Source organism: Pseudonocardia wallangbongensis, assembly GCF_054486945.1.
On the sequence record NZ_JBRERS010000007.1, the window covers coordinates 365,839 to 390,450 of the forward strand.

Here is a 24,612-nt window from a genome sequence, read left to right on the forward strand (position 1 = left end):
GAAATCAGTGGTGGCTGTTACGGCGCTGTACCGCTACCCGGTCAAATCGATGCTCGGCGAGCCGCTCGGGCGTTGCCGGATAGACGAGCGCGGGGTGGTCGGCGACCGCGCCTACGCCCTCGTGGACGTCGAGACCGGCACCGTGGCGAGCGCGAAGGTGCCGCGTCTCTGGGGCGGGCTGCTCGGGTTCTCGGCCCGATGTGTCGACGAGGCGGGCCGCGCCGAGGCGCCGTCCGTCGAGATCACGTTCCCCGACGGCTCGGTGCACCACAGCGGCGATCCGGACATCGACGCCGCGCTCAGCGCCGCTGTCGGCCGTGACGTCCGGCTGATCGCCACCCCACCGGACGGAGCCGGGTTCGAGGAGGTGTGGCCGGAGATCGACGGGCTCGCCCCGGAGGCGGTCATCGCGGCCACCCGGGTGCGCGACGAGGACACCGGGGAGCGGGTGAGCCGGTTCGACCTCGCCGCGATGGCGCCCCACCCGTCGTTCTTCGACCTCGCGGTGCTGCACCTGCTCACCACGGCCACGCTGGACCGGTTGCGTGAACTCGCGCCCGACGCCACGTTCGACGAGCGGCGCTACCGCCCCAACGTCGTGCTCGACGGGGAGGACGAGGGTTTCGTGGAGAACGCGTGGGCCGGCCGGCTGATCGCGTTCGAGGGTGGCGCCACCGTCGCGGCGTCGATCCCGACGATGCGTTGCGTCATGACCACGCTTCCGCAGGGCGACCTGCCCCGCGACTCCGACACCCTCCGCGCCATCGCCAAGCACAACCGCGTGATGATCCACGGGCTGGGGACGTGGGCGTGCGCAGGCGTCTACGCGGACGTCACGGGCTCCGGTGAGCTGGCGGTGGGCGAGGCGTACGAGCTCCGCGGCCAGCGCCCCCTACCGCCCCCGTAGCGCCTCCGCGATGCCGTCCGCCCATTCCAGCAGCCGTTCGTCGGCGCCGGGGCGGCCGACGCACTGCAGGCCCACCGGGAGCGCGGGGCCGCCCGGTTCGCGCGCCACCGTGCCCGCGGGCAGCGACAGCGCAGGCAGGCCGGACTGGGTCCACGGCACGCTCATCGTGGGGTTGCCGGTGGTGTCCAGCCCGTGGGGGGCGGGACCGGTGGCCGACGGGCAGATCCAGACGTCGACGCCCGCGTCGACCATGCGGTGCGGCATGGTGCGCCGGAAGGCGTGCACCCCGTCGAGCGCCGCGGCGTAGGTGGCGGCGTCGGTCGCGCGGCCCTCGCGGATGGCGGCGGCGGTCTGCGGGCGGTAGCGGTCGGCGTAGCGGTCGAACCAGGTCTCGTGCGTGCGCGCGATCTCGACGACGCTGACCACGGTGTGCTGCTGGTTGACCTGGGCGATGTCGTCGAGCGCCGCGACCTCGCGCACCTCGTACCCGGCCGCACGCAACGCGGTGATCTGGGTGGCGAACTCGCCGCACGCGCCGACGTCGGTCTGGTCGAGGTAGGGGCCCGCGGGCACCCCGAGCACCGGGCGATCCCGGGCCGGGGCGGCCGCCCACCCGTACACGAGGGCCGCGGCAGCGGCCCTGGCGTGGGACAGGTCGGCGGCGAACAACCCGACGGTGTCGAACGTCGGCGCGTTCGGGATCACGCCGTCGCAGGGCACGCGGCCGTAGGACAGCTTGAAGCCGATGCACCCGCAGTAGGCCGCCGGCCGGATGACGGAGCCGACGGTCTGCGTGCCCAGCGCGAGCGGCACCAGCCCGGCGGCCACGGCGGCCGCCGACCCGCTGCTCGACCCGCCCGGCGTGTGCTCGGGGTGGTGCGGGTTGCGGGTCGGCCCGGGAGCGAAGTAGGCGAACTCGGTGGTGACGGTCTTGCCGGCCACCACTGCTCCGGCCGCGCGCAGCCGGGTGACCGCGGTGGCCTCGGGCCCGGCGAGGACCTCCACGGGCAGCGTGGAGCCGGCCCGGGTGGGCAACCCGTCGACGCGGTACACGTCCTTCACGCCGAGCGGGACTCCGTGGAGCGGGGGCCGGTGCTCGGGGTCCGGCCAGCGGCGGGCGATCTCGGCGACGTCGGCGGCGACCCGCTCGGCGCGGCCGGGCTCGTCGACGAAGGCGTGCAGGTCGGTGTCGGCGTGCGCGATCCGTTCGACGATGGTGGGCACGTCCCGACCGTAGAACGTGCGCCGGCGATCGGACAGGTGCGTGGTCGGGGCCGGGTCCGGCAAAATCCGGACATGCCCCCCGACACGCCGGACGCCGCCTTCACGGCCGACACCGCCGCCGCCATCGCCCGCGCCCGCCAGCACGGGGTCGGTGACCTGCTGCGGCGCACCGCGTTGCGGTACCCGGACAAGGTCGCGGTCGTGTCCGGCGAGCGGCGCTTCACGTACGCGGAGTTCGACGCCGCGGCCAACCGGGTCGCCAACGCGCTCGCCGCCCGCGGGGTGGCGAAGGGCGACCGGCTGGCGCTGCTGTCGCGCAACTGCTGGGAGTACGCGGTGATCGCCTTCGCCACGGCGAAGCTGGGCGTGGTGCTGGTGCCGGTGAACTTCATGCTCGGCCCGTCGGAGATCGCCTTCATCCTCGGCCACTCCGGGGCCACCGGGATCGTGGCGCAGGACGTCCTCACCGAGACCGCGGCGGCGGCGCTCGCGGAGGCGGGCCTGACCGACGGCGTGCGGGGCCGCATCGGCGGGGCGGCCGGGGGCTGGGAGGACGTCGCGGCCTGGTGGGCCGCCGGGCCGGAGCACGACCCGGAGGTGGCCGTCGCCGACGACGACCCGCTCCGCCTGATGTACACCTCGGGCACCGAGTCGCGGCCGAAGGGCGTGATGCTGTCGAGCCGGTCGCTCATCGCCCAGTACGTCTCGTGCACGATCGACGGCGGGATGGGCACCGACGACGTCGAGGTGCACTCGCTGCCGATGTACCACTGCGCCCAGCTGGACTGCTTCTTCTCCGTGGACGTCTACCTGGGCGCCACCAGCGTGATCCTGCCCGGGCCGGACCCGGCGGCGTTGCTCGCCACGATCGAGGCCGAGCGGGCCACGAAGCTGTTCTGCCCGCCCACCGTGTGGATCTCCCTGCTGCGCCACCCCGACTTCGACACGCGGGACCTTTCGAGCCTGCGCAAGGGCTACTACGGCGCGTCCGCGATGCCCGTGGAGGTGCTCAAGGAGCTGCAGCGCAGGCTGCCCGAGGTCCGGTTCTGGAACTTCTACGGCCAGACCGAGATGGCCCCGCTCGCCACGATCCTGCGCCCGCACGAGCAGTTGCCGAAGGCCGGTTCCGCGGGCCGGGCCGCCGTCAACGTGGAGACGATGCTGGTCGACGAGCTGGGCGAGCCGGTGCCGCCCGGCGGGATCGGCGAGATCGTGCACCGCAGCCCGCACGCCGCGCTGGGCTACTACGCCGACGAGGAGAAGACCGCCGAGGCGTTCCGCGGCGGCTGGTTCCACTCCGGCGACCTCGGGATCATGGACGAGGACGGCTACCTCTCGGTGGTCGACCGCAAGAAGGACATGATCAAGACTGGCGGGGAGAACGTGGCCAGCCGCGAGGTCGAGGAGGCGATCTACCTTCTCGACGGGGTCGCCGAGGTCGCCGTGTTCGGGATCGGGCACCCGCGCTGGATCGAGGCGGTCACCGCGGTCGTCGTCCCGAAGCCGGATGTGGGCCTGACGGCGGACACCGTCCTGGCGCACGCCCGGCAGCACCTGGCCGGATACAAGTGCCCGAAGTACGTGGTGTTCGCCGACGCGCTGCCCAAGAACCCGAGCGGAAAGATCCTCAAGCGCGAGCTGCGGGCGCAGCACGCGGCGCTGGCCGAGAACCCCTAACAGCCCCATCAGCACTATGGAGCCACAATGCTGTTCTCACGGCCTACAGATCGCGTTATGGCTCCATAACGCGGCCCCACGGCGCCACGGCGCCACTCGTCTCGCTACCGCAGCGCGGACTCCACCGCACCTCGCCGGGCTGCTGGAGTGGATCGACACCCACATCCCCGACGTGCAGCAGGCGCGCGCCGAGCGGGCCTCAGCCCACCGACGCTAGGCCGGTCGGCTCGTCCTCGGGGAGCACCTGCGCGGGTGCTCCGGCCTCGGCCTCTCCGTCCAGCAGCGGGCACGCCAGCCACGGCTCCGGGATCCCGAAGCCGTCGACGAGGGTGCGGGCGTGCGGCCGCAGCCGCCCGCAGAGCCCGTTGACCGCCTGGGTGACGGCCTTGGCCCGGCCCGGGGTCAGGTAGGAGTGCTCGATGAAGAACGCGCGGTCGCCCTCGATCACCGACAGCGCGTAGAGCCGGAGCACGTCCGCGAGCAGCGCGCGCACACCGGCGTCGGTGGTCGCGTCGACGGCGGCGGCGAAGGCGTCGAACACGATGCGGTCGACGTGGGCGCGGGCCGCGACGAGCAGGTGGTCCTGCGCGCCGTTGAAGATCCCGAACTGGTCGGCGCCCGGCGCGAGGGCCTTGCGCATGCGCTGCGCCGCGTTCGCCAGCAGGTGCTGCTCGCGCTCGACGAGCAGCCACCGCTGGTAGTCGCGGTCCCGGACGTCGCCGCGGCGCACCAGCGCCCGCACGCCGGTGCGCTCGGCGACCATGCCGCCCACCAGGTCGGCGGCGAAGCGGGCCTTGCCGGCCAGGTCGAGCCGGCCGAGGTGCCGGGCGTAGTCGGACAGCAGCGTCTTCGCGACCAGCTGCAGCAGCACCGTGTTGTCGCCCTCGAACGTGGTGAACACGTCCGTGTCGGCCTTGAGCGTCGGCAGCAGGTTCGCGGCGAGGTAGCCCGCTCCGCCGCATGCCTCCCGGCAGGTCTGGATCGTCGCGGTGGCGTGCCAGGTGCCGACGGCCTTGATCCCGGCGGCCCGCGTCTCCAGCTCGCGCTGGCGCCGCTCGTCGCCGTCGGCGCCCGGGGTCTGCAGGTCGTGCATGTCCGACACCAGGTCGCTCTGCGCGAAGTGCAGCGCGTACGTCGTGGCGAGCGCGGGCAGCAGCTTGCGCTGGTGCACGAGGTAGTCGAGGACGACGACCTCCTCGCCGGTGGCCGGGTCGGCGAACTGCCGGCGGGTGGCGCCGTATCGGATCGCGAGCGCCAGTGCCTTCTGCGTGGCGGTGACGGCGCCGCCCGCCACGCTGATCCGGCCGCGGACGAGCGTGCCCAGCATCGTGAAGAAGCGGCGCGTCTCGTTCGCGATCGAGCTGGTGTAGGTGCCGTCGTCGGCGACGTCGCCGAACCGGTTGAGCAGCGCCTCGCGCGGCACGCGCACGTGGTCGAACGTCAGCCGCCCGTTGTCGACGCCGTTGAGACCTGCTTTCCGGCCGCAGTCGCCGATGGTGACGCCCGGCAGCGCCGCGCCGCCCTCGTCCCGGATCGGGACCAGCAGCGCGTGCACGCCGTACGACTGGCCGCCCGTGACCAGCTGCGCGAAGACCACGGCCATGCGCCCGTCCCGGGCGGCGTTGCCGATGTAGTCCTTGCGTGCGCCCGGGTCCGGCGTGTGGATCACGAACTCGCCCGTGGCCGGGTCGAAGGTCGCGGTGGTGCGCAGGTGCTGCACGTCGGAGCCGTGGCCGGTCTCGGTCATCGCGAAGCAGCCGAGCAGCTCACCGTCCATGATCTGCTCCAGGTACCTGTCATGGTGACGTGAAGTGCCGAGCACCTGCACGGCGCCGCCGAACAGGCCCCACTGCACGCCGGCCTTGACCAGTAGCGACAGGTCGCCGTATCCGAGCATCGCGAACGCGGTGACCACGCCGCCGACGTCGCCGCCGCCCCCGTAGGCGGGATCGAAGCCCTGCCGGCTCCGTCCCGTGCCCGCGAGCAGGTGCAGGTTCTCGGTGGTGAGCGCTCGGTACTCCTCGGTGGAGAGGTCCGGGTCCGGGTTGAACGCGAGCTCGTCCATCTGGGCGCGGATCTCGTCGCGGACCTGTACCCACCTCCCGTCGAGGACGCGCTGCAGCGCGTGCCGGTCGACCGTCATGGCGTCTCCTCCTCGGTGCGGGCGACCATCCCGGAAAGGCCCACCCAGGCGAGGGCGGTGAGGTGATCGGCCAGCTGTTCCCTGCTCATTCCCGCCGGGCGGGCGATCCAGTTGTCCGCCGCCGAACGGACCATCCCGACCACGCCGTGGCCCCACGGCACGGCGGGGGCCGGATCGGCGCCCACCGCGGTCAGCTGCTCGGCGATCACGTCCGCCACCTGGTCACCGATCAGCGAGACGAGATCGGCGACGAGGTCGGCGTCGGCCAGCGGGCGGTGCACCACGAACCGGTACACCTGCGGGTCGTGCTCGATCAGCCGCAGGTACACGGCGATGGCGGCGGCGGTCTTCGTGCGTGGGCCCGCGGCGCCGTCCATCGCCGAGCGCACCTGCCCGAGCAGTACGTCCGCCACCCGCTCGCAGACCGCGACGTAGAGCTGGGTGCGGTCGGCGAAGTGCCGGTAGACGGCGGTCTTGCTCGTGCGTGCGGCCGCGGCGACGTCGTCCATCCCGGCGCCGGCGCCGTGCTCGCGGATCGCGGCGATCGCGGCGTCGGTGAGCTCGGCGCGCCGCGTGCGCCGGTGGGCGTCCCACCGGCTGGCGCGCCGATCCCGTACCCGCTGCACGGAACTCACGGTACCGGGTACTTTGGGTACCGGCTACTCGTGGGTAGGAGACCGAAATGCCGGAGACCCGGAGGAAGGCCGCCGTCATCGGCGGCAACCGCATCCCGTTCGCGCGCGCGAACGGCGCGTACGCCCGTGCGTCGAACCTCGACATGCTCACCGCCACCCTCGACGGCCTCGCCGCCCGCTTCGGCCTCGCCGGGCAGCGCCTCGGCGAGGTGGCCGGGGGTGCGGTGCTCAAGCACAGCCGAGACCGCGACCTCACCCGGGAGGCGGTGCTCGGCAGCACGCTCTCGGCGTACACGCCCGCCTACGACGTCCAGCAGGCCTGCGGCACCGGCCTGGAGACCGTGGTCCTCGTCGCCAACAAGATCGCACTCGGCCAGGTGGACAGCGGGATCGCGGCGGGGGTCGACACCGCGAGCGATGCGCCCGTCGCCCTCAACGACGACCTGCGCCGCGTACTGATGGCGCTGAACGGCGCGAAGACCCTCGGGGCGCGCATCGCCGCGCTCCGCGGGCTCCGGCCGGACCAGGTCGTGCCCGAGATCCCGCGCAACGCCGAGCCGCGCACCGGGCTGTCCATGGGCGAGCACGCGGCCCGGACCGCGGTCGAGTGGCACGTGGAGCGCGCGGAGCAGGACGAGCTCACCGTCGCGAGCCACCGCAACCTCGCAGCCGCGTACGACCGCGGATTCTTCGACGACCTGGTCACCCCGTTCCTCGGGCTCACCCGCGACCAGAACCTCCGCGCCGACACCTCGGTGGAGAAGCTCGCGAAGCTGAAGCCGGTGTTCGGCAAGGGCGAGGGGGCGACGATGACGGCGGGGAACTCCACCCCGCTCACCGACGGGGCCTCCGCCGTGCTGCTCGGCACCGACGAGTGGGCCGCCGAGCACCGGCTGCCGGTCCTCGCGCACGTGGTCGACGCCGAGACCGCGGCCGTGGACTTCGTGCACGGCCACGACGGGTTGCTCACGGCGCCGGTGTACGCGGTGCCGCGGCTGCTGGAGCGCAACGGCCTCACGCTGCAGGACTTCGACTTCTACGAGATCCACGAGGCGTTCGCGTCCACCGTGCTCGCCACCCTCACGATGTGGGAGGACCCGGCGTTCGCGAAGGAGCGGCTCGGCCTGGACGCCCCGCTGGGGTCGATCGAGAAGTCGAAGCTGAACGTCGCGGGCTCCTCGCTCGCCACCGGCCACCCCTTCGCGGCCACGGGCGGGCGGATCGTCGGGACCCTCGCCAAGCTCCTGCACGAGAAGGGCGCCCCGGCGCGCGGCCTGATCAGCATCTGCGCGGCAGGCGGCCAGGGCGTCGTCGCGATCCTGGAGGCGGCCCGATGACGAACGACACGCTGCGGGACCTCTCGCAGTACCGGCTCGTCCAGCGGCTGGGGGTGCCGCGGATCCCGCTGCTGCGCCGCTACGCACCGGGTCAGCCGCTGCTCGACGGGCCCGCGCTCGTCGCGGCCGTCGGCGGGGGCGGGGCGGCCGACGGCGTCCGCGCGGTGCTCGCCGACGCCGGTGTGGCCGAGGTGGGCGAGGACGGGAAGGTCGCCGCGGCCGTCCTCGACGCAACCGGCGCCCGCACCCTCGACGACCTCGCCGCCGCCCAGCAGATCCTGACGCCGGCGGTGCGACGGCTCGCCCCGTCCGGGCGGCTGCTGCTCCTCGGTCCGGTCGCGCCGGCCGAGGACGTGGAGGCCGCGGCCGTGGCGCAGGCGTTCGAGGGGCTGGTCCGCTCGGCGGGCAAGGAGGTGCGGGCCGGGGCCACGGCCAACCTGCTCGCCGTGGCGCCCGACGCCGGTGCCGGTGCGCTCGCCTCGTCACTGCGGTTCTTCCTGTCCGCCCGGTCGGCGTTCGTGTCCGGGCAGGTCGTGCGGATCGCCGCGCCGGTCGGGCCGGCCGAGCCGGGCGACCCGGCGCGGCCGCTCGCCGGTCGGGTCGCCGTGGTCACGGGCGCGGCACGCGGCATCGGCGAGGCCGTCGCCGACACCCTCCACCGCGACGGCGCCACGATCGTGGCCGTCGACGTCCCGGCGGCGGGCGATGCGCTCGCCCGGGTCGCCAACCGCACCGGCGGCACCGCGCTCCAGCTCGACATCACCGCGCCCGACGCGCCCGAACGGCTGCTCGCACACCTGCGGGAGCGGCACGGTCGCGTCGACGTGGTGGTGCACAACGCCGGCATCACCCGCGACAAGCTGCTCGCCAACATGGACGCCGACCGCTGGAACGCCGTCCTCGCGGTGAACCTGCGCTCGCAGCTGGCGATCAACGAGGCGCTGCTGGCCGGTGGCGACCTGCTCGGCGACAGCGCGCGGATCGTCTGCATCTCCTCGATGAGCGGGATCGCCGGCAACCGCGGGCAGACGAACTACGCGGCGAGCAAGGCGGGCGTGATCGGCATGGTTCGCGCGCTCGCCCCGCGCTTCGCCGGCCGGGGTGCCACGATCAACGCGATCGCGCCGGGTTTCATCGAGACCGCGATGACGGCGAGGATGCCGCTCGGCACCCGGGAGGCCGGCCGGCGGGTCAACAGCCTCCGGCAGGGCGGGCTGCCCGTCGACGTCGCCGAAGCGGTGGGCTGGCTCGGCCAGGCCGCGTCGGCCGGCGTCACCGGCCAGGTGGTGCGCGTCGACGGCCAGAACATGCTGGGGGCCTGATGGCAGGCCTCGGCACCCTGTACGTCAAGGCCGCGATCGGCGCTATCGGCCCGCGTGGGCACGAGCTGCCCGACACCGCCCTGAGCAGGGACGTCTCCGTCGACCGCAACCACCTCGCGGAGTACGCCCGTGCGTGCGGCTTCCCCGTCGGCGACGCGCTGCCGCCGACGTACCCGCACGTGCTGGCATTCGGCCTGCAGGTGGAGCTGATGGCGCGGCGGTCGTTCCCGCTCCCGCTGCCCGGCCTCGTCCACGTCCGCAACGCGATCACCGTGCACCGGGCCGTCGACGCGGCCGAGCCGCTCGCGCTGCGCGTGCACGCCGACGGGCTGCGGGCGCACCCGAAGGGGGCTCAGGTCGACCTCGTCGCCGAGGCCGACGCCGCGGGTGAGGTGGTGTGGGAGGGCCGCAGCACCTACCTCGCCCGCGGCGCCACCGCACCGGAGGGCGCACCCGAACCGGCGGAGCCGCCCGGGATCGAGGACGCCGCCCCCGTCGCGACCTGGCGCGTCGACGCCGGCACCGGCCGGCGGTACGCGCGGGTGAGCGGGGACGTGAACCCCATCCACCTGCACCCGTGGACGGCGAAGGCGTTCGGGTTCCCGCGCGCGATCGCCCACGGGATGTGGACGGCGGCCCGCGCCGTCGCCGCGCTCCAGGGCCGGCTCCCGAACGCGCTCACCTACGACGCGGTGTTCGGCAGGCCGCTGCTGCTCCCCTCGACCGTGGAGCTCCGCACCGTCGCGGACGGCGACGGGTGGCGGGTGGAGGTCCGAGGCCGCAAGGGCCCGCACCTGACGGGTCGCATCACGCCGGCCCCCTGATCCGTCCGGGCAGGCGGTTCCTCCGATCGGCTAGGAGGGCGCTCCTAGACTCGTTGTTCATGGCGCGCAGCGGGCGGGGTCGGCGGTGGGTCATCGACTGGCCCGCCCGGACCGCACTCGCCGTCGTCGTCGTGTTCGCGAACCTCGGCGGCGCGATCGTGGTGTTCGCGCTGGCGGCGTGGGTGCTGCCGGAGGGTCCCCTCGTCGACCCGGGCCGGGTCCGCACGCTGAACGTCGTCGCGTTCGGCGTCTACATGGTTCTGGCGGTGCCCATCGGGTTGCTGTGGGGTCGAGGCCGGTTCCGGCTGCGCCCCGGTGAGACGGACGCCGAGCAGCGCCGGGAGCGGCGCATGGTGCTGTACGGGCCGCTGCGGCTCGTCACCGTGCAGGGGGTGCTGTGGGCGCTCGCCGCCGCCGTGTTCTTGCTGCTCAACCTGCCGTACTCGCTGCGGCTCGCCGCGTCGGTGGGCGAGACGATCGTGCTCGGCGGCATCACGACGTGCGCGCTGGCGTACCTGCTCAGCGAGCGGATCCTGCGAGGCACGGCGGCCGAGGTGCTGGCCGCGCAGCCGCCGCAGCCGCGGCGCGGAACGCCCGGGATCGTCGTGCGGTCGCTGCTGTTCTGGGCGCTCGGCACCGCTGTACCGGTGGTGGGGTTGATGGCGATGGCCGTCTCGGCGCTCGCGCACGGCGACATACCGGCCACCCGGCTCGCGGTGATCATGCTCGCGCTCGGTGGGATCGCGCTGGGTGCGGGCCTGCTCGTGACGGTCGGGGCGGCCCGGGCCCTCGCCGATCCGGTGAACGCGGCGCGGCTCGGGATGCGGAAGGTGCAGCACGGCGAGCTCGAGACGACCGTCACCGTCTACGACGGCACGGAGCTCGGGCAGCTCCAGGCCGGCTTCAACACGATGGTCGCCGGCCTGCGTGAGCGGGAGCGGATCCACGACCTGTTCGGCCGGCACGTCGGCCGCGACGTGGCCCGGGCGGCGGCTGCCGCGGGCGAGGTCCGCCTCGGTGGTGAGGTCCGGTCCGTCGGTGTGCTGTTCGTGGACCTGGTCGGGTCGACCTCCCTCACCGCCGAGCGGCCTCCCGAGGAGGTCGTCGCCCTGCTCAACCGCTTCTTCGCGGTCGTCGTCGAGGTGGTCGAGGAGCACGACGGCTGGATCAACAAGTTCGAGGGCGACGCCGCGCTCGCGGTCTTCGGGGCGCCGGTGGACGGGACCGACCCGGCCGGGTGCGCGCTGGCGGCCGGCCGCGTGCTGGCGACCCGCCTCGCCGGGGAGCTGTCCGACGTCACCGCCGGCATCGGGATCTCGGCGGGCGACGCCGTGGCGGGCAACGTCGGCGACGTGCGGCGCTACGAGTACACCGTGATCGGGGACCCGGTGAACGAGGCCGCGCGGCTCACCGAGCTGGCCAAGACCGTTCCCGGCCGGGTGCTGGCCGCTGCCGACGCCGTGGCGATGGCCGCCGGCCAGGAGGCCGCGCGGTGGGAGATCGGCGACGCCACCGTGCTCCGCGGCCGCACCGCTGCCACCCGCCTCGCCGTCCCGGAGGAGCACGCCCGCCCGGAGCGCGACGGGTCGGCCACGGCCGCCGCTCCGTCGACGGCGCCGAGGTGACCAGGCCCGGATGAAGATCGCTTCGGGGACCTTCCGGCTCTACGGCCGAAAACCGCGTGTCGGGGGCGGGACGCGGAACTAGCGTCGGCCTCGTGAGCTCCCGTGCCGTCGCCCTCGCCTCCCGCCGCCGCTGGGGCGCGCCGGTGGCCGTCGGGTTCACGGTGCTCGCGTGGGCATCGGCGTTCGTGGGGATCCGCGCCGTCGCGGTGCACTACGAGCCCGGTCCGCTGACCCTCGGCCGGTTGCTGGTCGGGTCGCTCGCGCTCGGCGCGGGCCTGCTGGTCACGCGGCGCTGGGTGTGGCCGACGCGCCGGGAGTGGGCGCTGGTCGTCCTCTGCGGGGTCGCGTGGTTCGGGATCTACAACCTCGCCCTCAACGCGGCCGAGCAGCGCATCGACGCCGGCACCACCGCGATGCTGGTGAACGTCGGGCCGATCCTCATCGCGCTGTTCGCCGGGCTGCTGCTCGGCGAGGGCTTCCCGCGGTGGCTGGTGATCGGTGCGCTCGTCGCGTTCGGCGGGGCGGTCCTGGTCGGCGCGGCCACCTCGAACGCGTCGGGGTCCGACCTGCTCGGGGTGGCGCTCAGCCTCGTCGCGGCGGTCACGTACGCGATCGGCGTGCTCTCGCAGAAGCTCGCGCTGCGCAGGCTGCCCGGGCTGCAGGTCACGTGGCTGGCCTGCACGATCGGCGCGGCCGCCGCGCTCCCGTTCGCGCCGGGCCTGGTCACGGACCTGGCCGCCGCACCGGGCGCGGCCACGGCCGGCCTCGTCTACCTCGGCGCCGTGCCCACCGCTCTCGCGTTCAGCACGTGGGCCTATGCGCTCGCGCGGATGGACGCCGGGCGGCTCGGCGTGAGCACCTACCTGGTGCCGCCGATCACGATCCTCATGTCCGCCGCCCTCCTCGGCGAGGCGCCCCCGCTCCTCGCGATCGTCGGCGGCGCGGTCTGCCTCGTCGGCGTCGGGCTGTCCCGGCGGCGTTAGCGGAGCTTCGCGAAGAACTCCGCGATGTCGGTCGCCAGCCCGTCGGCGTCGACCATCGCGACCATGTGGCTCGTGGACTTCCACCCCGACCAGGTCAGCTCCCGTCACCCGAGGCGGATGCGGTAGTCCTCGTCCTCGACATCCGTGATCAGCATGTACCCGGGGGCGTGCGAGATCGCGAGCGGCGGCTTGGACTCGACGACCGCGGCCTGCGGCGTGACCCCGCAGCCCCAGAACACGGGCACGTCGCCGGGCTCGAAGACCACCGGGTCGCCGTAGTCGGGGGCGCCGATGTCACGGATGCCGAGCTCGCGCGGATCGCCGACGTGCACGGGCGCGCCGTGCACCGCGGGGTACGCCGCGGTGACCCGCACGGCCGTCTCGACGAGCGCCCGCGGCACCGGCCGCATCGACACGACCAGCGGCCCGCCGATGGATCCGGCCGGCCGGCAGCGCACCGACGTCCGGTACATCGGCACGTTGACGCCCTGCTCGACGTGCCGCACCGGCACGCCGGCCGCGCCGAGCGCGCGCTCGAACGTGAAGCTGCAGCCGATGAGGAAGCCGACGAGGTCATCGCGCCACCGGTCGAGGACGTCGGTGGGTTCCTCGACCAGCTCGCCGTCGACGTAGACGCGGTAGCGGGGGATGTCGGTGCGGATGTCGCCGGCCAGCAGCGGGCCCGAGACCGACCCCACCTCCAGGACGTCCAGCACGGGACAGGGCTGCGGGTTGCGCTGGGCGAACAGCAGGAAGTCCCACGCGATCTCCTGCGGCACCGCGATCAGGTTGGCCTGGGTGTAGCCGTCGCACCAGCCGGCGGTGGGCGTGACCAGGCCGGCGCGGAACTTGGCGCGTGCGGCGGAGGGGATCTCGGAGCGACTCATGGGTTCTCCTCCCACGGAGGCGGGACGAGGACGAACCGCACGCGCTGGCCGGGGCGCACCTGGGCGGCCCGGTCGACGTCGGCGTCCAGGACGACGGCGGCAACCGGGTAGCCGCCGGTCACGGGGTGGTCGGAGAGGAACAGCACCGGCTCGCCGCCGGGCGGCACCTGCACCGAGCCGCGGATGATGCCCTCGCTGGGTAGCTCGCCCGAGCCGGCGCGTTCCAGGGGGTCGCCGTCGAGGCGCATACCCACCCGGTCGCTGCGGCTGGAGGCCGTCCAGGCGGTGCGGGCCAGCCCGCGGACGTCGGTGAAGAACTCGGCGCGGGGACCGGGGACGGCCCTGAGCACCACCTCGTCGCCCGGGGGCACGCCCACCGGCGCGACGTCGATCAGTGGCAACTCGTCGGGCTCGGTACCGATCGGCAGCATCGTCCCCGGCGTGAGCTTCTCCGGCCCGAGCCCGGAGAGGATGTCGGTGCTGCGTGACCCGAGCACCGGCTCCACCGCGATGCCGCCCCGCACCGCGAGGTACGTGCGCAGTCCGGTGGGCGGCACGCCGAGCCGCAGCACCTGGCCGGGCCGCAGCACGACCAGGGAGTGGTGCCCGACCGGCGTGCCGTCGACGTCGGCGGGTGCGGGGGCCCCGGACAGCGCCACCGTGAGCAGGCCGTGGGCCCGCACGGCGAGCCCGCCGAACACGACCTCGATGCCGGCCGCGCCCTCGGGGTTCGCGACGAGCCGGTTGGCCAGCTGCAACGCCCTGCGGTCCGCCGCACCCGAGCGACCGACCCCGGTGGCGGCGAGGCCGGGTCGGCCGAGGTCCTCCACCAGCGCCAGCGCGCCGGTGGCGGCAACCTCCAGCTTGCGGGTCATCCGACCGCCTTGAACACGACCGTGCACCCTGGCGTTACTAGCGCACCGCGGTCGATGTTCCACAGCTCCGCCTCGGTGTGGCCGATCAACTGCCAGCCACCGGGCGACGAACGGGGGTAGACACCGCTGAACTCACCGGCCAGCCCGACCGCCCCGGCCGGTACCGAGGTGCGCGACTCGCGGCGCCGGGCCACCTCGAGCCGTGGGTCGCCGCCCACCAGGTACGCGAACCCGGGGGCGAACCCGCCGAAGGCGGCCCGCCACGGCGTGCCGGTGTGTGCTTCCACCACGCCGTCGGTGCCGAGCCCGGTGAGCTCGCCGACCTCGTCGAGGTCGGGTCCGTCGTAGACGACGCCGATCTCCACGCGCTCCCCTTCCGGCGGCGCCGCACCGGGCTCGATGTCGAGGTCCAGCACCGCACGCCGCACCTCGGTGAGGTCGGTGCCCGGCTCGACGCTGAGCAGCACCGTGCGGGCCGCCGACACGACGTCCAGAACGCCGGCCGGCGGCGCCGCACGCACGGCGTCGGCGAGGGCGAGGACCTCGGGCAGCCCGTCGACCTCGACGAGCAGCCCGCTGTCCCCGCACGGGAGCAACCTCACCCCGACCCCTCCACGAACGGACGCGGTGCGACGCCCGCAGCCTCCAGCCCGGCGCGTACCGCCTCGGCCATCGCGACCGCGCCCGGGGAGTCCCCGTGCACGCACGCCGACTCGGCGTCCACGTGCACATCGGTGCCGTCGACCGCGGTGACCTTGCCGTCGGTGACCATCCGCAGCAGGCGGGCGGTCACCTCCTGGGGATCGTGCAGCAGGGCACCCGGCTGGGAGCGGGGCACCAGCGTGGCCTGCGGCGTGTAACCGCGGTCGACGAAGAACTCGCGCACCGCGCGGAGGCCCGCGTCCTCCGCGGCGGCGAGGAACACCGAGCCGGGCAGCCCGAGCACCGGGAGCCGCGGGTCGTAGGCGCGCACCGCGGCCACCACCGCGGCCGCCTGCGCCTCGTGGTGCACGATCGTGTTGTAGAGCGCCCCGTGCGGCTTCACGTACTTCACGCGCGTGCCGGCCGCCCGGCAGATCCCGTCGAGCGCCCCGATCTGGTACACCACGTCGTCGGCCAGCTCGTCCGGGGCGACGTCGATGAACCGCCTCCCGAACCCGGCCAGGTCGCGGTACCCGACCTGCGCCCCGACCGCGACCCCGCGTTCCGCGGCCAGGGCGCAGGTCCGACGGAGGGTCGTCGGGTCGCCCGCGTGGAAGCCGCAGGCGACGTTGGCGGAGGTGACGAGCGCCAGCATCGACGCGTCGTCACCGAGCTCCCATCGGCCGAACGACTCTCCGACGTCCGAGTTCAGATCCAGCGTGCTCATGCGAACAGCTTGCCGAGTCCGGACAGTGCCGCGTAGCCCATGTAGAGGGTGAGCAACCAGGCGAGGACGCCGATGCCGAGCAGCCAGGCCGGGTACTTGTAGCCGCCCAGGAGGTCCCGGCGCCGCCACGCCACCCAGAGCACGACCGTGAAGCCGATCGGCAGGATCAGCCCGTTGAACGCGCCCGCGAACACCAGCAGTGTGGCCGGTGCGGTGCCGATCACAAGGAAGATCACGGCGGAGAGGGCGATGAAGCCGACCGTGAGCAGGTTGCGGGTGCGGTCGGTGGTCGTGGGGCGGGTCAGGAACGACACCGAGGTGTAGGCGGCGCCGATGACGGAGGTGAGGGCCGCGGCCCACAGGATGATGCCGAAGAGCCGGAGGCCGACCTCACCCGCAGCCGCCTGGAACGCGCTGCCGCCCGGGTCGTCCTTGGCCAACGCCACGCCGCCGGCGACGACGCCGAGCACCGCGAGGAAGAGCACCACGCGCATGACGGCGGTGACGAGGATGCCGATGACCGAGGTCTTGGCGATCTCGGTGGCGTGCTCGGGGCCGGTCATGCCGGAGTCGAGCAGCCGGTGCGCGCCCGCGTAGGTGATGTACCCGCCGACGGTGCCCCCGATGAGGGTCGTGATCACCAGGAAGTTCACGGTGTCGGGGAGCACGAAGCTGCGCAGGGCCTCGCCGACCGGCGGCTGCGAGACGATCGCGACGTAGGTCGTCATGAGGATCATCAGCCCGCCCAGCACGACGACGATCCGGTCCAGCGCGACGCCGGCCTTCTTGCTGAGGAAGATGGCGATGGCGATCACCGCGGAGATCGCCCCACCGATGCGGGGATCGACCCCGAGCATGGCGTCCGTGCCGAGCCCGGTGCCGCCGACGTTGCCGATGTTGAACACCAGCCCGCCGATGACGACGAGCGCCGCCAGGACGTACCCGATGCCCGGCGCGATCTTGTTGCCGAGATCGTGCCCGCGCTGACCGGAAACGCCGATCACCCGCCACACGTTCAGCTGGACCGCGATGTCCACCAGGATCGACGCCAGGATCGCGAACGCGAACGCCGCGCCGAGCTGCGCCGTGAAGGTCGCGGTCTGGGTGATGAAGCCGGGGCCGATGGCGCTCGTGGCCATCAGGAACATCGCGCCGAGCACCGCGCTGCGGCGCGTCCCCGAGCTCATGGCGGCTACTGCCTTTGTATCGCTCATCGCCCGCTCCCTCCAGAGATGGGTGACCCGCGGCACACCGCCGCTGGTTGCAAGGGAGCGTAAGGATCGTTCAACGATACTGCAATACTTCAAGGACAACTTCTTGTAACGGCCATGTGCCGCGGACCTCGGCCAACCGCACCTGTACATCGCACCGGGAGCGGGCGGACACTGTCCGCGACCGCGCTGAACACGCGGTACGGGTGTGCCCACCCGGGCCCGGTGCGCGGTCAGGGCCGTCGACCGATCCCCCCTCCTCGGTCGACGGCCCGCCTTTCTAGTGGCCGAGGTCGCGCAGGGCGGCCATCGCCATCCGCCGCAGCATCGCCGCGGCCTCCGGCGTGCGACCGGCGTGGGGGGTGGAGTTGAGCAGGCCGAACGTCCCGTGCGCCGCGGTGCGGGCGGCGTCCACCGGCAGGTTCGGGTGTGCCCGCCGCAGCGCGTCCACCCAGACCTCGACGTAGGTGCGCTGCAGCCGGCGCACCTTCCTCCGGTCGGGGCGGGGCAGGTTCGCGAGGTCGCGGTCCTGCACGACGATCAGCTCGGGTTCACGCTGGGCGAAGTCGGCCTGGAACTCGACGAGCGCGGCGAGCAGCTCGTGCGGGTCCGACGTCTGTGCGGCCCGCTCCTGCCCGCCCGCCAGCAGGTGCTCGCTGATCCCGACGAGGAGCTCCGCGAGCAGCGCCTCCTTGCCCGGGAAGTGCCGGTAGAGGGCGGGCCCGCTGACGCCGACCGCGGCGCCCAGGTCGGCGATGCTGACGCCGTGGAACCCGTGCCGGGCGAAGAGCTGTGCGGCCACCGCGAGGATCTGCTCCCGCCGGGTGCCGGCGGGCGTCGCGGCGGGCGTGGCCATGCGCGGTAGCTAACCACGGGTTAACGCCCGCTAACAGGGTCGGCGATCTCAGCCGGGCCACAGCGGGGCTCGTTACGCTGTACGGATGCCACGGCCGCTGGGATGGCTGCGCGCACGCATGGGCGTGCGGGCGGTGTCCGCACTGTCCGCGGCCGTCGTGGTCGCGCTCGCGCTGGTGGTCGCCGGTGTCGCGTTGGTGCTGCTCGTGCAGCAGTCGCTGCGCCAGCAGGTGCAGGCGGACGCCAAGGCCCAGACCCAGGTGATCGCCGCCCGGCTCGAGGGCAACTGGCGGAGCGAGGCCAACGAGAACGCCCGCGAGGCCATCGACGCCCTCATCCGCCAGTCCGACCTCGCTCAGGTGCGGGTCGCCTACGGCGGAGACGGTGACGACGACGACCAGCCGACGTGGACCATCGAGGCCGGCACCGACGCGGTCGGCCGGGACGTCCTGATCTCGGACATCCGGCCGGGCGACGGCGAGACCGTCGTCCAGTCGAACGTGCCCGTGCGCAAGGTCGACGGCAGCGTCGTGGACACGGTGCTCGTGGCCACCGCCACGGAGTCGGCCGGCCGGGACGTGATCCTGCTGTACGCGGCGCCGCTCACCGTCGTCGAGGCCGCCACCAACACCCTGCTGTCCTTCCTGGTCTGGGGGGTGCCGCTGCTCATCGTGGTCGCCGGGGTCACCACCTACCTGTTCTCCGGCCGTGCGCTGCGCCCCGTCGAGGCGATGCGCGGGCAGGTGGCGGCGATGACGGAGAAGGACCTCGAGCAGCGGGTGCCGGTTCCCGCCGCCCGGGACGAGGTGGGCCGGCTCGCCGAGACCATGAACGGCATGCTCGCGAGGCTGCAGGACGCCCAAGGTGTGCAGCGGCGGTTCGTTGCCGACGCCAGCCATGAGCTGCGCAGCCCGCTCGCCACGATCGCCACCGGCCTCGAGCTCATGCAGAACGGCACCGTCGACCGCAGCACGGTCACCGCCCTGCGAGGTGAGACCGCCCGGCTGAACAGGCTGGTCGAGGGGCTGATCCTGCTCGCGAGGGCCGACGAGCGCGGGTTGCAGCCGCGGCGCGAGGAGGTGGACCTCGACGAGGTCGCCGAGCTCGAACGGGGCCGCCCGGCCGACGGGACGGTGATCGCCGAGGTGCGGGCGGTTCCCGTGCGGGTCGTCGGCGATCGCGGCCAGCTGGCGCGGGTCGTGCGCAACCTGGTCGACAACGCCCGCAGGCATGCCCGTTCCCGCGTTCTCGTCACCGTGGCGCGCGACGGGGACACGGCCGTTCTCGAGGTCTCCGACGACGGGCCGGGCGTGCCCCATGCCGACCGGGCCCGGGTCTTCGAACGGTTCGTCCGCCTGGACGACGCCCGTGCGCGCGCCGACGGCGGCTCCGGGCTGGGGCTGGCGATCGTCGCGGAGGTGGTTGCCGCGCACGGGGGCGCCGTCGAGGTCGCCGACGGCCCGGCAGGCGGCGCGCTGTTCCGGGTCCGGATCCCGGCCGCCGCCGCCCCGGAGGTGCAGCCCGACGAGGCGTCTCCCGTCGAGACTGCAGCGCCGAAGACGCCCGCCGTGGCGGCCCCGGTTCCGCCGTCCGCTCCGGTGCCGCCCCCGCCCTCGCCCCCGCCCCCGCCGCTGCCCCCGCCTCCGACGAAGCGGACCGCTTCGGCCAACGCGTGGTTCGCCGACCCCATGCCGGCCCCGGACCCCACGTGGACGGGTGACGCCGCCTGGACCGGCGAGGCCGCCTGGAGGGAGGGGCAGGCCCCACGCCCGACGCCGCGGCCGCACCCCACGCGCCCGCTCGACGCCACGCAGCGCCCGGTGCGCGACGAGGACGCCCGGCGCGACCCGGTCACGGCCCCGGGTGGCATCCCGGTGGTCCCGCAGGACGGGCGGGCCCGTGAGCGGACCAACGGCACCGGGCCCGCGCGGGGAGCGGCGCCGGATGACGAGCCGAAGCCGGCGTCCCGGCCCGGCCGGATCCCCGCGCCACGGCCTCAGCCCGGCTCCGCCATGCGGTAGCCGACGCCGCGCAACGTCTCGATGCTGCTGGTGCCGAACGGGGCGTCGATCTTGCGGCGCAGGTAGCCGACGTACACCTCGACGACGTTGACCTCGCCCTCGTAGTGGGCGTCCCACACGGCACGCAGGATGTCGGTCTTGGTGACGACCTCGCCCCCGTGCCGCATCAGGTGCTCGAGCACACCGAACTCGCGCGGGGTGAGCGTGATCTCGACGTCCCCGCGGTGCACCCGGTGCCGGGCCGGGTCGAGCTTCAGGTCGCCGACGGTGAGCACCGTGGGCCGGGCGTCGCCGGCCCGCCGCAGCAAGGCCCGCAGCCGGGCGAGGAGCACGACGAACGAGAACGGTTTGACGAGGTAGTCGTCGGCGCCGAGGTCGAACGCGTCGGCCTCGTCGTACTCGCCGTCCTTGGCGGTGAGCATGAGCACCGGCGTCCACACCTCGGCGGCGCGCAGCCGCTGCAGGATCCGGTACCCGGACAGGCCGGGCAGCATGATGTCGAGGACCACGACGTCGTGCTGGCCGGTGCTCGCCGCCGCGAGCCCCGACACGCCGTCGTGCACGACCTCCACCGAGTGCCCCTCGGCTGCGAGCCCGCGCCGCACCATCTCCGCGAGTGGTACCTCGTCCTCGACCAGCAGTACGCGCACAGGCAGACGTTATCGGGCCGCCCGTATCGCCCGGGTGGGGTCGTCGGTTCAGGCGGCGGTACCGGTGAGCTCGGCGCCGCGGGTCTCCGGCAGCAGGAGCGCGCAGAACACCATCACCAGGTAGGCGATCCCGGCGAACACGGCGATCGCCACGCCGATCGAGATCGCGTCGGCCAGCAGCCCGACGAGCAACGGGAAGAGTGCGCCGATGCCGCGGCCGAAGTTGTAGCAGAAGCCCTGGCCGGACCCGCGCAGCTCGGTGGGGTACTGCTCGGTGAGCAACGCGCCGAGCCCGCTGAAGTACGCCGCGGACACGAAGCCGAGTGGCAGCGCGAGGGCCGTGAACACCGGGGTGGGCAGGTCCAGGAGCGTGAACGGCAGGACGATCACGAACGCGGCCACGGCGCACACGACGAGGGCAGGCCGGCGGCCCATGCGGTCGGTGAGCCACGCGCCGAACAGGTACCCGGCGAACGCACCGACGATCACCAGCAGCAGGGTGCCGCCGATGCCGAGGACGTTCAGACCGCGGGCGCTGTGCAGGAACTGCGGGAGGAACGTCGTGAGCGAGTAGTAGCCGCCTTGCGCGCCGGTGCACAGCAGCGCGCACACCACCGTGGTCCGCAGCAGGTCTGGGCGGAAGATCCCGAGGAAGGACGGGCGCCCGGCCCGCCGGTCGGCCTGCCGGACGAACAGGTCGGGCTCCGGCACGTGGCGCCGGATCCAGAACACGCCCAGCGCCGGCAGCACACCGAGCACGAACAGCACGCGCCACGCCGTCTCGGGAGGGAACAGCGACTGCGTCAGCACGAACAGCCCGACGGCGACGCCCCAGCCGACGGCCCAGCCGCTCTGCACCGTTCCGACCGCCCGCCCCCGGTACTGCGCCCGGACGGTCTCGCCGATGAGGATCGCCCCGACCGCCCACTCGCCGCCGAACCCGAACCCCATCAGCCCGCGGAAGATCAGCAGTTGCGTGAAGTCCTGGGCGAACCCGCAGAGGAGCGTGAACACCGAGAACCAGGCCACCGCGACCTGCAGCATCAGCGCCCGGCCGTACCGGTCGGCCAGCACGCCCGCCGCCCAGCCGCCGACCGCGGAGCACATCAGCGTGACGGTGCCGATCAGCCCGGCCTGTGCGTTGGAGGCCAGCATCCCGACCGAGAGCAGCACCGGGATCAGGAGGCTGTAGATCTGGACGTCCATCGCGTCGGTCGCCCAGCCGCCGAAGCAGGACCAGAACGTCCGTCGCTCAGGTGGCGACATCGACCCGTACCAGCGGCCATCGGTGGCGGTCATCTGCATGGCCTACCAGCGGGAGGTCATCTCGGCAACCGATCCTATGATCATCCGGGACTAAGCCGATCGGGTGAACGAGAGGTTAACGTGGGCTGGGACGAGATTCGGGATCTGCACGTCGAGTTCCTCGCTGAGCAGGGCTTTCGGCCGAAGGTGGACGACGAGGGCGACATCCACTTCCGGTACGAGGGCCGGCACCACTTCATCATGGAGACGCCGGACGAGCACTACTTCCACCTGCTGTTTCCGAACTTCTTCCCGCTCTCGAACGAGACCGAGGTCGAAGAGGCGGCGCTCGCGGCGTCCACCGCGTCGCGGGCCACCAAGGTCGCGAAGGTGTACCTCAACCCGGCGCAGGACAACGTGAGCGCGTCGGTCGAGCTGCTCGTGAGCGACCCGGCCGATGCTCACGCGCATTTCCTGCGCTGCCTGGGCATCATCGCCACGGCGACCGGGAAGTTCCTCGAGGAGATCAGCGCGCGGCTCGCCGTCGCCGCCCCGGCGGACAGCACGGTCTGACGTCCAACGGCCCCGTGGTGCCTGCGCCGGTCAGCCCCGGCTGCCCGTCTCCTCCGGGTCCAGGAGGCGCCGGACGGCCTTGTCGACGAGGACCGGCAGGTAGTCGCGGACCGTCGCCGAGTCGAGCCCCTCGCGCTGCTCGGCGATGTGGTGCAGCACCCGGTCCGCGTCGGCGCCGCCGTTCGGCGCGAGGTCGCGCAGGAGCCGCGCGGTGACGTCCTCCCACTGCTTCGCGAGGCGCTCGGCGTTCGCCCTGGCCAGGAAGTCGTCCTCGTCCTCGTCGCCGTCGCGTGGCGCTGCGGGGGCCTTCGCTGCCGGGCCGGATGCGGTGAGCCGGCCCAGCCCGGCCAGCAGGCTGGGCGCACCCGGGAGCCGCGGCTGCCGGGACTCCGGATCGAGCAGCGGGCCGTTGTCGACGAGGGGCGCGCCGGACTTCAGGTTCCGGTCGATCTTGCGGTGGACGTGCTTGAGGTTCTCGTCGGTCCGGCGCGGGACGGGCTGCGCCCAGCGGGACGAGGAGTTCGATCGCTCGGGAGCGGATCCGGTCGGCGGGGTCACGGGCGGGATCCTCCGGTCGGTGCGGGTCGGTGATCAACCGATCGGAGGCTATCGCCCCGCTCGGGCCGGCGCGCTGGCGATCTAGGTTAATGACCGTTAACATCGCGAGGGCTCCGACGGAGGAGGTCCGATGCCCGTCGCCACGTCCGGCACCACGCCGCGAGGTGCCGCGTCCCACCCCGATCTCGTGGCCGACCTGAAGGCCCGCCTCGCCACGGCCGCGCTCGGCGGCTCGGAGCGTGCGCGCACGCGGCACGTGGAGCGCGGCAAGCTGCTGCCCCGCGACCGGGTCGATGCGCTGGTGGACCCGTCGAGCCCGTTCCTCGAGCTGTCCCCGCTCGCCGCGAACGGCATGTACGGCGACGAGGCCCCGGGGGCAGGCCTGATCACCGGTGTCGGCCGGGTGGCGGGGCGGGAGGTCGTGGTCGTCGCCAACGACGCCACGGTCAAGGGCGGCACCTACTACCCGATGACGGTCAAGAAGCACCTGCGCGCGCAGGAGGTGGCCCTGCACAACCGGCTGCCGTGCATCTACCTGGTGGACTCCGGCGGCGCCTACCTCCCGGAGCAGGACTCCGTGTTCCCCGACCGCGAGCACTTCGGCCGCATCTTCTACAACCAGGCGCAGATGTCCGCGCGCGGCATCCCGCAGATCGCGGCGGTGCTCGGCTCGTGCACGGCGGGCGGCGCCTACGTGCCGGCGATGAGCGACGAGGCCGTGATCGTGCGCAACCAGGGCACGATCTTCCTCGGCGGCCCGCCGCTGGTGAAGGCGGCCACCGGCGAGGTCGTCACGGCGGAGGAGCTGGGCGGGGGCGACCTGCACGCCCGTGTCTCCGGGGTCACCGACCACCTCGCCGACGACGACGCGCACGCCCTGTCGATCGTGCGCTCGATCGTCGGCACGCTCGGCCCGCGCGCGCCCCGGCCGTGGGACGTCTCCCCGGCCGAGGAGCCGCTCGCCGACCCCGACGAGCTGTACGAGGTCGTGCCCACCGACTCGCGCACGCCCTACGACGTGCGCGAGGTGATCGCCCGGATCGTCGACGGATCGCGGCTGCACGAGTTCAAGGCCGAGTACGGCACCACGCTCGTCACCGGCTTCGCGCGCATCCACGGCCACCCGGTCGGGATCGTCGCGAACAACGGCATCCTGTTCTCCGAGTCGGCGCAGAAGGGTGCGCACTTCATCGAGCTGTGCGACCAGCGCGGCGTGCCGCTGGTGTTCCTGCAGAACATCTCCGGCTTCATGGTCGGGCGCGAGTACGAGGCCGGTGGGATCGCCAAGCACGGCGCGAAGATGGTCACCGCGGTGGCCACCACCCGCGTCCCGAAGCTCACCGTGATCATCGGCGGGTCGTTCGGCGCCGGGAACTACTCGATGTGCGGGCGCGCCTACTCGCCGCGGTTCCTGTTCATGTGGCCGAACGCGCGGATCTCCGTGATGGGTGGGGAGCAGGCGGCCACGGTGCTCGCGACCGTCGGCTCCGGGGTGGACGCCGACGCCGTCCGCGCCCAGTACGAGCACCAGGGCAACCCGTACTACTCCACGGCCCGGCTCTGGGACGACGGCGTGATCGACCCGAAGGACACGAGGACGGTGCTGGGCCTCGCCTTGAGTACGGCGGCGAACGCGCCGCTGGAAGCGCCCGGCTTCGGCGTCTTCCGCATGTAGGGAACCCGGTCAACCC

22 protein-coding genes are annotated in these 24,612 nt (G+C 73.5%); 10 read left to right on the forward strand and 12 right to left on the reverse strand.

All coding sequences use genetic code 11. The features are described 5' to 3' along the window. Positions 1-10 precede the first annotated feature (10 nt). Entirely contained in the window at positions 11-907 is an 897-nt protein-coding gene (locus tag ACU436_RS26240) for an MOSC domain-containing protein (RefSeq protein WP_459029597.1), read from the forward strand. Here ACU436_RS26240 and ACU436_RS26245 read toward each other — a convergent pair. Continuing rightward, the gene (locus ACU436_RS26245) at positions 893-2,131 is read right to left on the reverse strand and encodes an amidase (protein WP_459029598.1); all 1,239 of its coding nucleotides are present in this window, start codon (positions 2,129-2,131) and stop codon (positions 893-895) included. The genes ACU436_RS26240 and ACU436_RS26245 overlap by 15 nt on opposite strands. Positions 2,132-2,203: 72 nt before the next feature. Here ACU436_RS26245 and ACU436_RS26250 point away from each other — a divergent pair, with 72 nt between their 5' ends. Beyond that, positions 2,204-3,808: an acyl-CoA synthetase gene (locus ACU436_RS26250; RefSeq protein WP_459029599.1), complete on the forward strand. Its 1,605-nt coding sequence runs from the start codon at positions 2,204-2,206 to the stop codon at positions 3,806-3,808. 199 nt (positions 3,809-4,007) lie between these two features. Here the strand turns inward: ACU436_RS26250 and ACU436_RS26255 are convergent, their stop codons facing one another. Both ACU436_RS26255 and ACU436_RS26260 read right to left on the reverse strand, forming a co-directional pair. Next, complete coding sequence (locus tag ACU436_RS26255) at positions 4,008-5,951, reverse strand: acyl-CoA dehydrogenase family protein (protein WP_459029600.1); 1,944 nt, start codon at positions 5,949-5,951, stop codon at positions 4,008-4,010. Beyond that, a complete protein-coding gene (locus ACU436_RS26260) occupies positions 5,948-6,577 on the reverse strand; it encodes a TetR family transcriptional regulator (protein WP_459029601.1) in 630 nt (209 codons plus the stop codon). Before ACU436_RS26260 ends, ACU436_RS26255 begins: the two co-directional genes overlap by 4 nt. A 56-nt stretch (positions 6,578-6,633) precedes the next feature. On the opposite strand from ACU436_RS26260, the gene ACU436_RS26265 reads away from it, so the two are divergent. The 5 genes from ACU436_RS26265 (at position 6,634) to ACU436_RS26285 (ending at position 12,677) form a co-directional block, all read left to right on the forward strand. After that, positions 6,634-7,923 carry an acetyl-CoA C-acetyltransferase gene (locus tag ACU436_RS26265; RefSeq protein WP_459029602.1) on the forward strand — a complete coding sequence of 430 codons (1,290 nt, stop codon included), beginning with the start codon at positions 6,634-6,636 and terminating at the stop codon, positions 7,921-7,923. Continuing rightward, complete coding sequence (locus ACU436_RS26270; RefSeq protein WP_459029603.1) at positions 7,920-9,245, forward strand: 3-oxoacyl-ACP reductase; 1,326 nt, start codon at positions 7,920-7,922, stop codon at positions 9,243-9,245. The genes ACU436_RS26265 and ACU436_RS26270 overlap by 4 nt, the downstream gene beginning before the upstream one ends. Continuing rightward, positions 9,245-10,069 carry a MaoC/PaaZ C-terminal domain-containing protein gene (locus ACU436_RS26275; protein ID WP_459029604.1) on the forward strand — a complete coding sequence of 275 codons (825 nt, stop codon included), beginning with the start codon at positions 9,245-9,247 and terminating at the stop codon, positions 10,067-10,069. Before ACU436_RS26270 ends, ACU436_RS26275 begins: the two co-directional genes overlap by 1 nt. A gap of 59 nt (positions 10,070-10,128) precedes the next feature. Further along, positions 10,129-11,694: an adenylate/guanylate cyclase domain-containing protein gene (locus ACU436_RS26280; protein WP_459029605.1), complete on the forward strand. Its 1,566-nt coding sequence runs from the start codon at positions 10,129-10,131 to the stop codon at positions 11,692-11,694. 92 nt (positions 11,695-11,786) lie between these two features. Then, positions 11,787-12,677 carry a DMT family transporter gene (locus ACU436_RS26285; protein ID WP_459029606.1) on the forward strand — a complete coding sequence of 297 codons (891 nt, stop codon included), beginning with the start codon at positions 11,787-11,789 and terminating at the stop codon, positions 12,675-12,677. A gap of 104 nt (positions 12,678-12,781) precedes the next feature. On the opposite strand, the gene ACU436_RS26290 is transcribed toward ACU436_RS26285, so the two are convergent. The 6 genes from ACU436_RS26290 to ACU436_RS26315 all read right to left on the reverse strand — a co-directional run bounded on the left by ACU436_RS26290 (position 12,782) and on the right by ACU436_RS26315 (position 17,875). Then, on the reverse strand, positions 12,782-13,564 hold the full coding sequence (locus ACU436_RS26290; RefSeq protein WP_459029607.1) for a putative hydro-lyase: 783 nt from the start codon (positions 13,562-13,564) through the stop codon (positions 12,782-12,784). Beyond that, complete coding sequence (locus tag ACU436_RS26295) at positions 13,561-14,439, reverse strand: 5-oxoprolinase subunit C family protein (protein ID WP_459029608.1); 879 nt, start codon at positions 14,437-14,439, stop codon at positions 13,561-13,563. Before ACU436_RS26295 ends, ACU436_RS26290 begins: the two co-directional genes overlap by 4 nt. Then, the gene (locus tag ACU436_RS26300) at positions 14,436-15,041 is read right to left on the reverse strand and encodes a 5-oxoprolinase subunit B family protein (protein WP_459029609.1); all 606 of its coding nucleotides are present in this window, start codon (positions 15,039-15,041) and stop codon (positions 14,436-14,438) included. Before ACU436_RS26300 ends, ACU436_RS26295 begins: the two co-directional genes overlap by 4 nt. Next, positions 15,038-15,808, reverse strand: coding sequence for a LamB/YcsF family protein (locus tag ACU436_RS26305; RefSeq protein ID WP_459029610.1), 771 nt, complete (start codon positions 15,806-15,808; stop codon positions 15,038-15,040). Before ACU436_RS26305 ends, ACU436_RS26300 begins: the two co-directional genes overlap by 4 nt. Further along, positions 15,805-17,022 carry an NRAMP family divalent metal transporter gene (locus ACU436_RS26310; protein ID WP_459029611.1) on the reverse strand — a complete coding sequence of 406 codons (1,218 nt, stop codon included), beginning with the start codon at positions 17,020-17,022 and terminating at the stop codon, positions 15,805-15,807. The genes ACU436_RS26305 and ACU436_RS26310 overlap by 4 nt, the downstream gene beginning before the upstream one ends. A gap of 277 nt (positions 17,023-17,299) precedes the next feature. Next, positions 17,300-17,875 (reverse strand): SACE_7040 family transcriptional regulator, encoded by a 576-nt coding sequence (locus tag ACU436_RS26315; protein WP_459029612.1) that lies wholly within the window; start codon positions 17,873-17,875, stop codon positions 17,300-17,302. Between the two features lie 85 nt (positions 17,876-17,960). Here ACU436_RS26315 and ACU436_RS26320 point away from each other — a divergent pair, with 85 nt between their 5' ends. Beyond that, positions 17,961-19,895 carry a sensor histidine kinase gene (locus ACU436_RS26320; protein ID WP_459029613.1) on the forward strand — a complete coding sequence of 645 codons (1,935 nt, stop codon included), beginning with the start codon at positions 17,961-17,963 and terminating at the stop codon, positions 19,893-19,895. On the opposite strand, the gene ACU436_RS26325 is transcribed toward ACU436_RS26320, so the two are convergent. Further along, positions 19,871-20,545 carry a response regulator transcription factor gene (locus ACU436_RS26325; protein WP_459029614.1) on the reverse strand — a complete coding sequence of 225 codons (675 nt, stop codon included), beginning with the start codon at positions 20,543-20,545 and terminating at the stop codon, positions 19,871-19,873. The two genes, ACU436_RS26320 and ACU436_RS26325, sit on opposite strands and share 25 nt — an antisense overlap. Before the next feature lie 48 nt (positions 20,546-20,593). Then, a complete protein-coding gene (locus ACU436_RS26330; protein WP_459029615.1) occupies positions 20,594-21,844 on the reverse strand; it encodes an MFS transporter in 1,251 nt (416 codons plus the stop codon). A gap of 87 nt (positions 21,845-21,931) precedes the next feature. On the opposite strand from ACU436_RS26330, the gene ACU436_RS26335 reads away from it, so the two are divergent. After that, entirely contained in the window at positions 21,932-22,363 is a 432-nt protein-coding gene (locus tag ACU436_RS26335; protein WP_459029616.1) for a hypothetical protein, read from the forward strand. Positions 22,364-22,393: 30 nt separating this feature from the next. On the opposite strand, the gene ACU436_RS26340 is transcribed toward ACU436_RS26335, so the two are convergent. Then, on the reverse strand, positions 22,394-22,921 hold the full coding sequence (locus tag ACU436_RS26340; protein WP_459029617.1) for a three-helix bundle dimerization domain-containing protein: 528 nt from the start codon (positions 22,919-22,921) through the stop codon (positions 22,394-22,396). A gap of 130 nt (positions 22,922-23,051) precedes the next feature. Here ACU436_RS26340 and ACU436_RS26345 point away from each other — a divergent pair, with 130 nt between their 5' ends. After that, positions 23,052-24,596, forward strand: coding sequence for a carboxyl transferase domain-containing protein (locus tag ACU436_RS26345; RefSeq protein ID WP_459029618.1), 1,545 nt, complete (start codon positions 23,052-23,054; stop codon positions 24,594-24,596). Positions 24,597-24,612 lie beyond the last annotated feature (16 nt).

What these genes read in the sequence shown, in the direction of transcription:
- ACU436_RS26250 (WP_459029599.1), top strand. Translation starts at nt 2,204, where the DNA reads ATGCCCCCCGACACGCCGGACGCCGCCTTCACGGCCGACACCGCCGCC.
- ACU436_RS26255 (WP_459029600.1), bottom strand. Translation starts at nt 5,951, where the DNA reads ATGACGGTCGACCGGCACGCGCTGCAGCGCGTCCTCGACGGGAGGTGG.
- ACU436_RS26265 (WP_459029602.1), top strand. Translation starts at nt 6,634, where the DNA reads ATGCCGGAGACCCGGAGGAAGGCCGCCGTCATCGGCGGCAACCGCATC.
- ACU436_RS26270 (WP_459029603.1), top strand. Translation starts at nt 7,920, where the DNA reads ATGACGAACGACACGCTGCGGGACCTCTCGCAGTACCGGCTCGTCCAG.
- ACU436_RS26275 (WP_459029604.1), top strand. Translation starts at nt 9,245, where the DNA reads ATGGCAGGCCTCGGCACCCTGTACGTCAAGGCCGCGATCGGCGCTATC.
- ACU436_RS26280 (WP_459029605.1), top strand. Translation starts at nt 10,129, where the DNA reads ATGGCGCGCAGCGGGCGGGGTCGGCGGTGGGTCATCGACTGGCCCGCC.
- ACU436_RS26290 (WP_459029607.1), bottom strand. Translation starts at nt 13,564, where the DNA reads ATGAGTCGCTCCGAGATCCCCTCCGCCGCACGCGCCAAGTTCCGCGCC.
- ACU436_RS26295 (WP_459029608.1), bottom strand. Translation starts at nt 14,439, where the DNA reads ATGACCCGCAAGCTGGAGGTTGCCGCCACCGGCGCGCTGGCGCTGGTG.
- ACU436_RS26305 (WP_459029610.1), bottom strand. Translation starts at nt 15,808, where the DNA reads ATGAGCACGCTGGATCTGAACTCGGACGTCGGAGAGTCGTTCGGCCGA.
- ACU436_RS26310 (WP_459029611.1), bottom strand. Translation starts at nt 17,022, where the DNA reads ATGAGCGATACAAAGGCAGTAGCCGCCATGAGCTCGGGGACGCGCCGC.
- ACU436_RS26315 (WP_459029612.1), bottom strand. Translation starts at nt 17,875, where the DNA reads ATGGCCACGCCCGCCGCGACGCCCGCCGGCACCCGGCGGGAGCAGATC.
- ACU436_RS26320 (WP_459029613.1), top strand. Translation starts at nt 17,961, where the DNA reads ATGCCACGGCCGCTGGGATGGCTGCGCGCACGCATGGGCGTGCGGGCG.
- ACU436_RS26330 (WP_459029615.1), bottom strand. Translation starts at nt 21,844, where the DNA reads ATGACCGCCACCGATGGCCGCTGGTACGGGTCGATGTCGCCACCTGAG.
- ACU436_RS26345 (WP_459029618.1), top strand. Translation starts at nt 23,052, where the DNA reads ATGCCCGTCGCCACGTCCGGCACCACGCCGCGAGGTGCCGCGTCCCAC.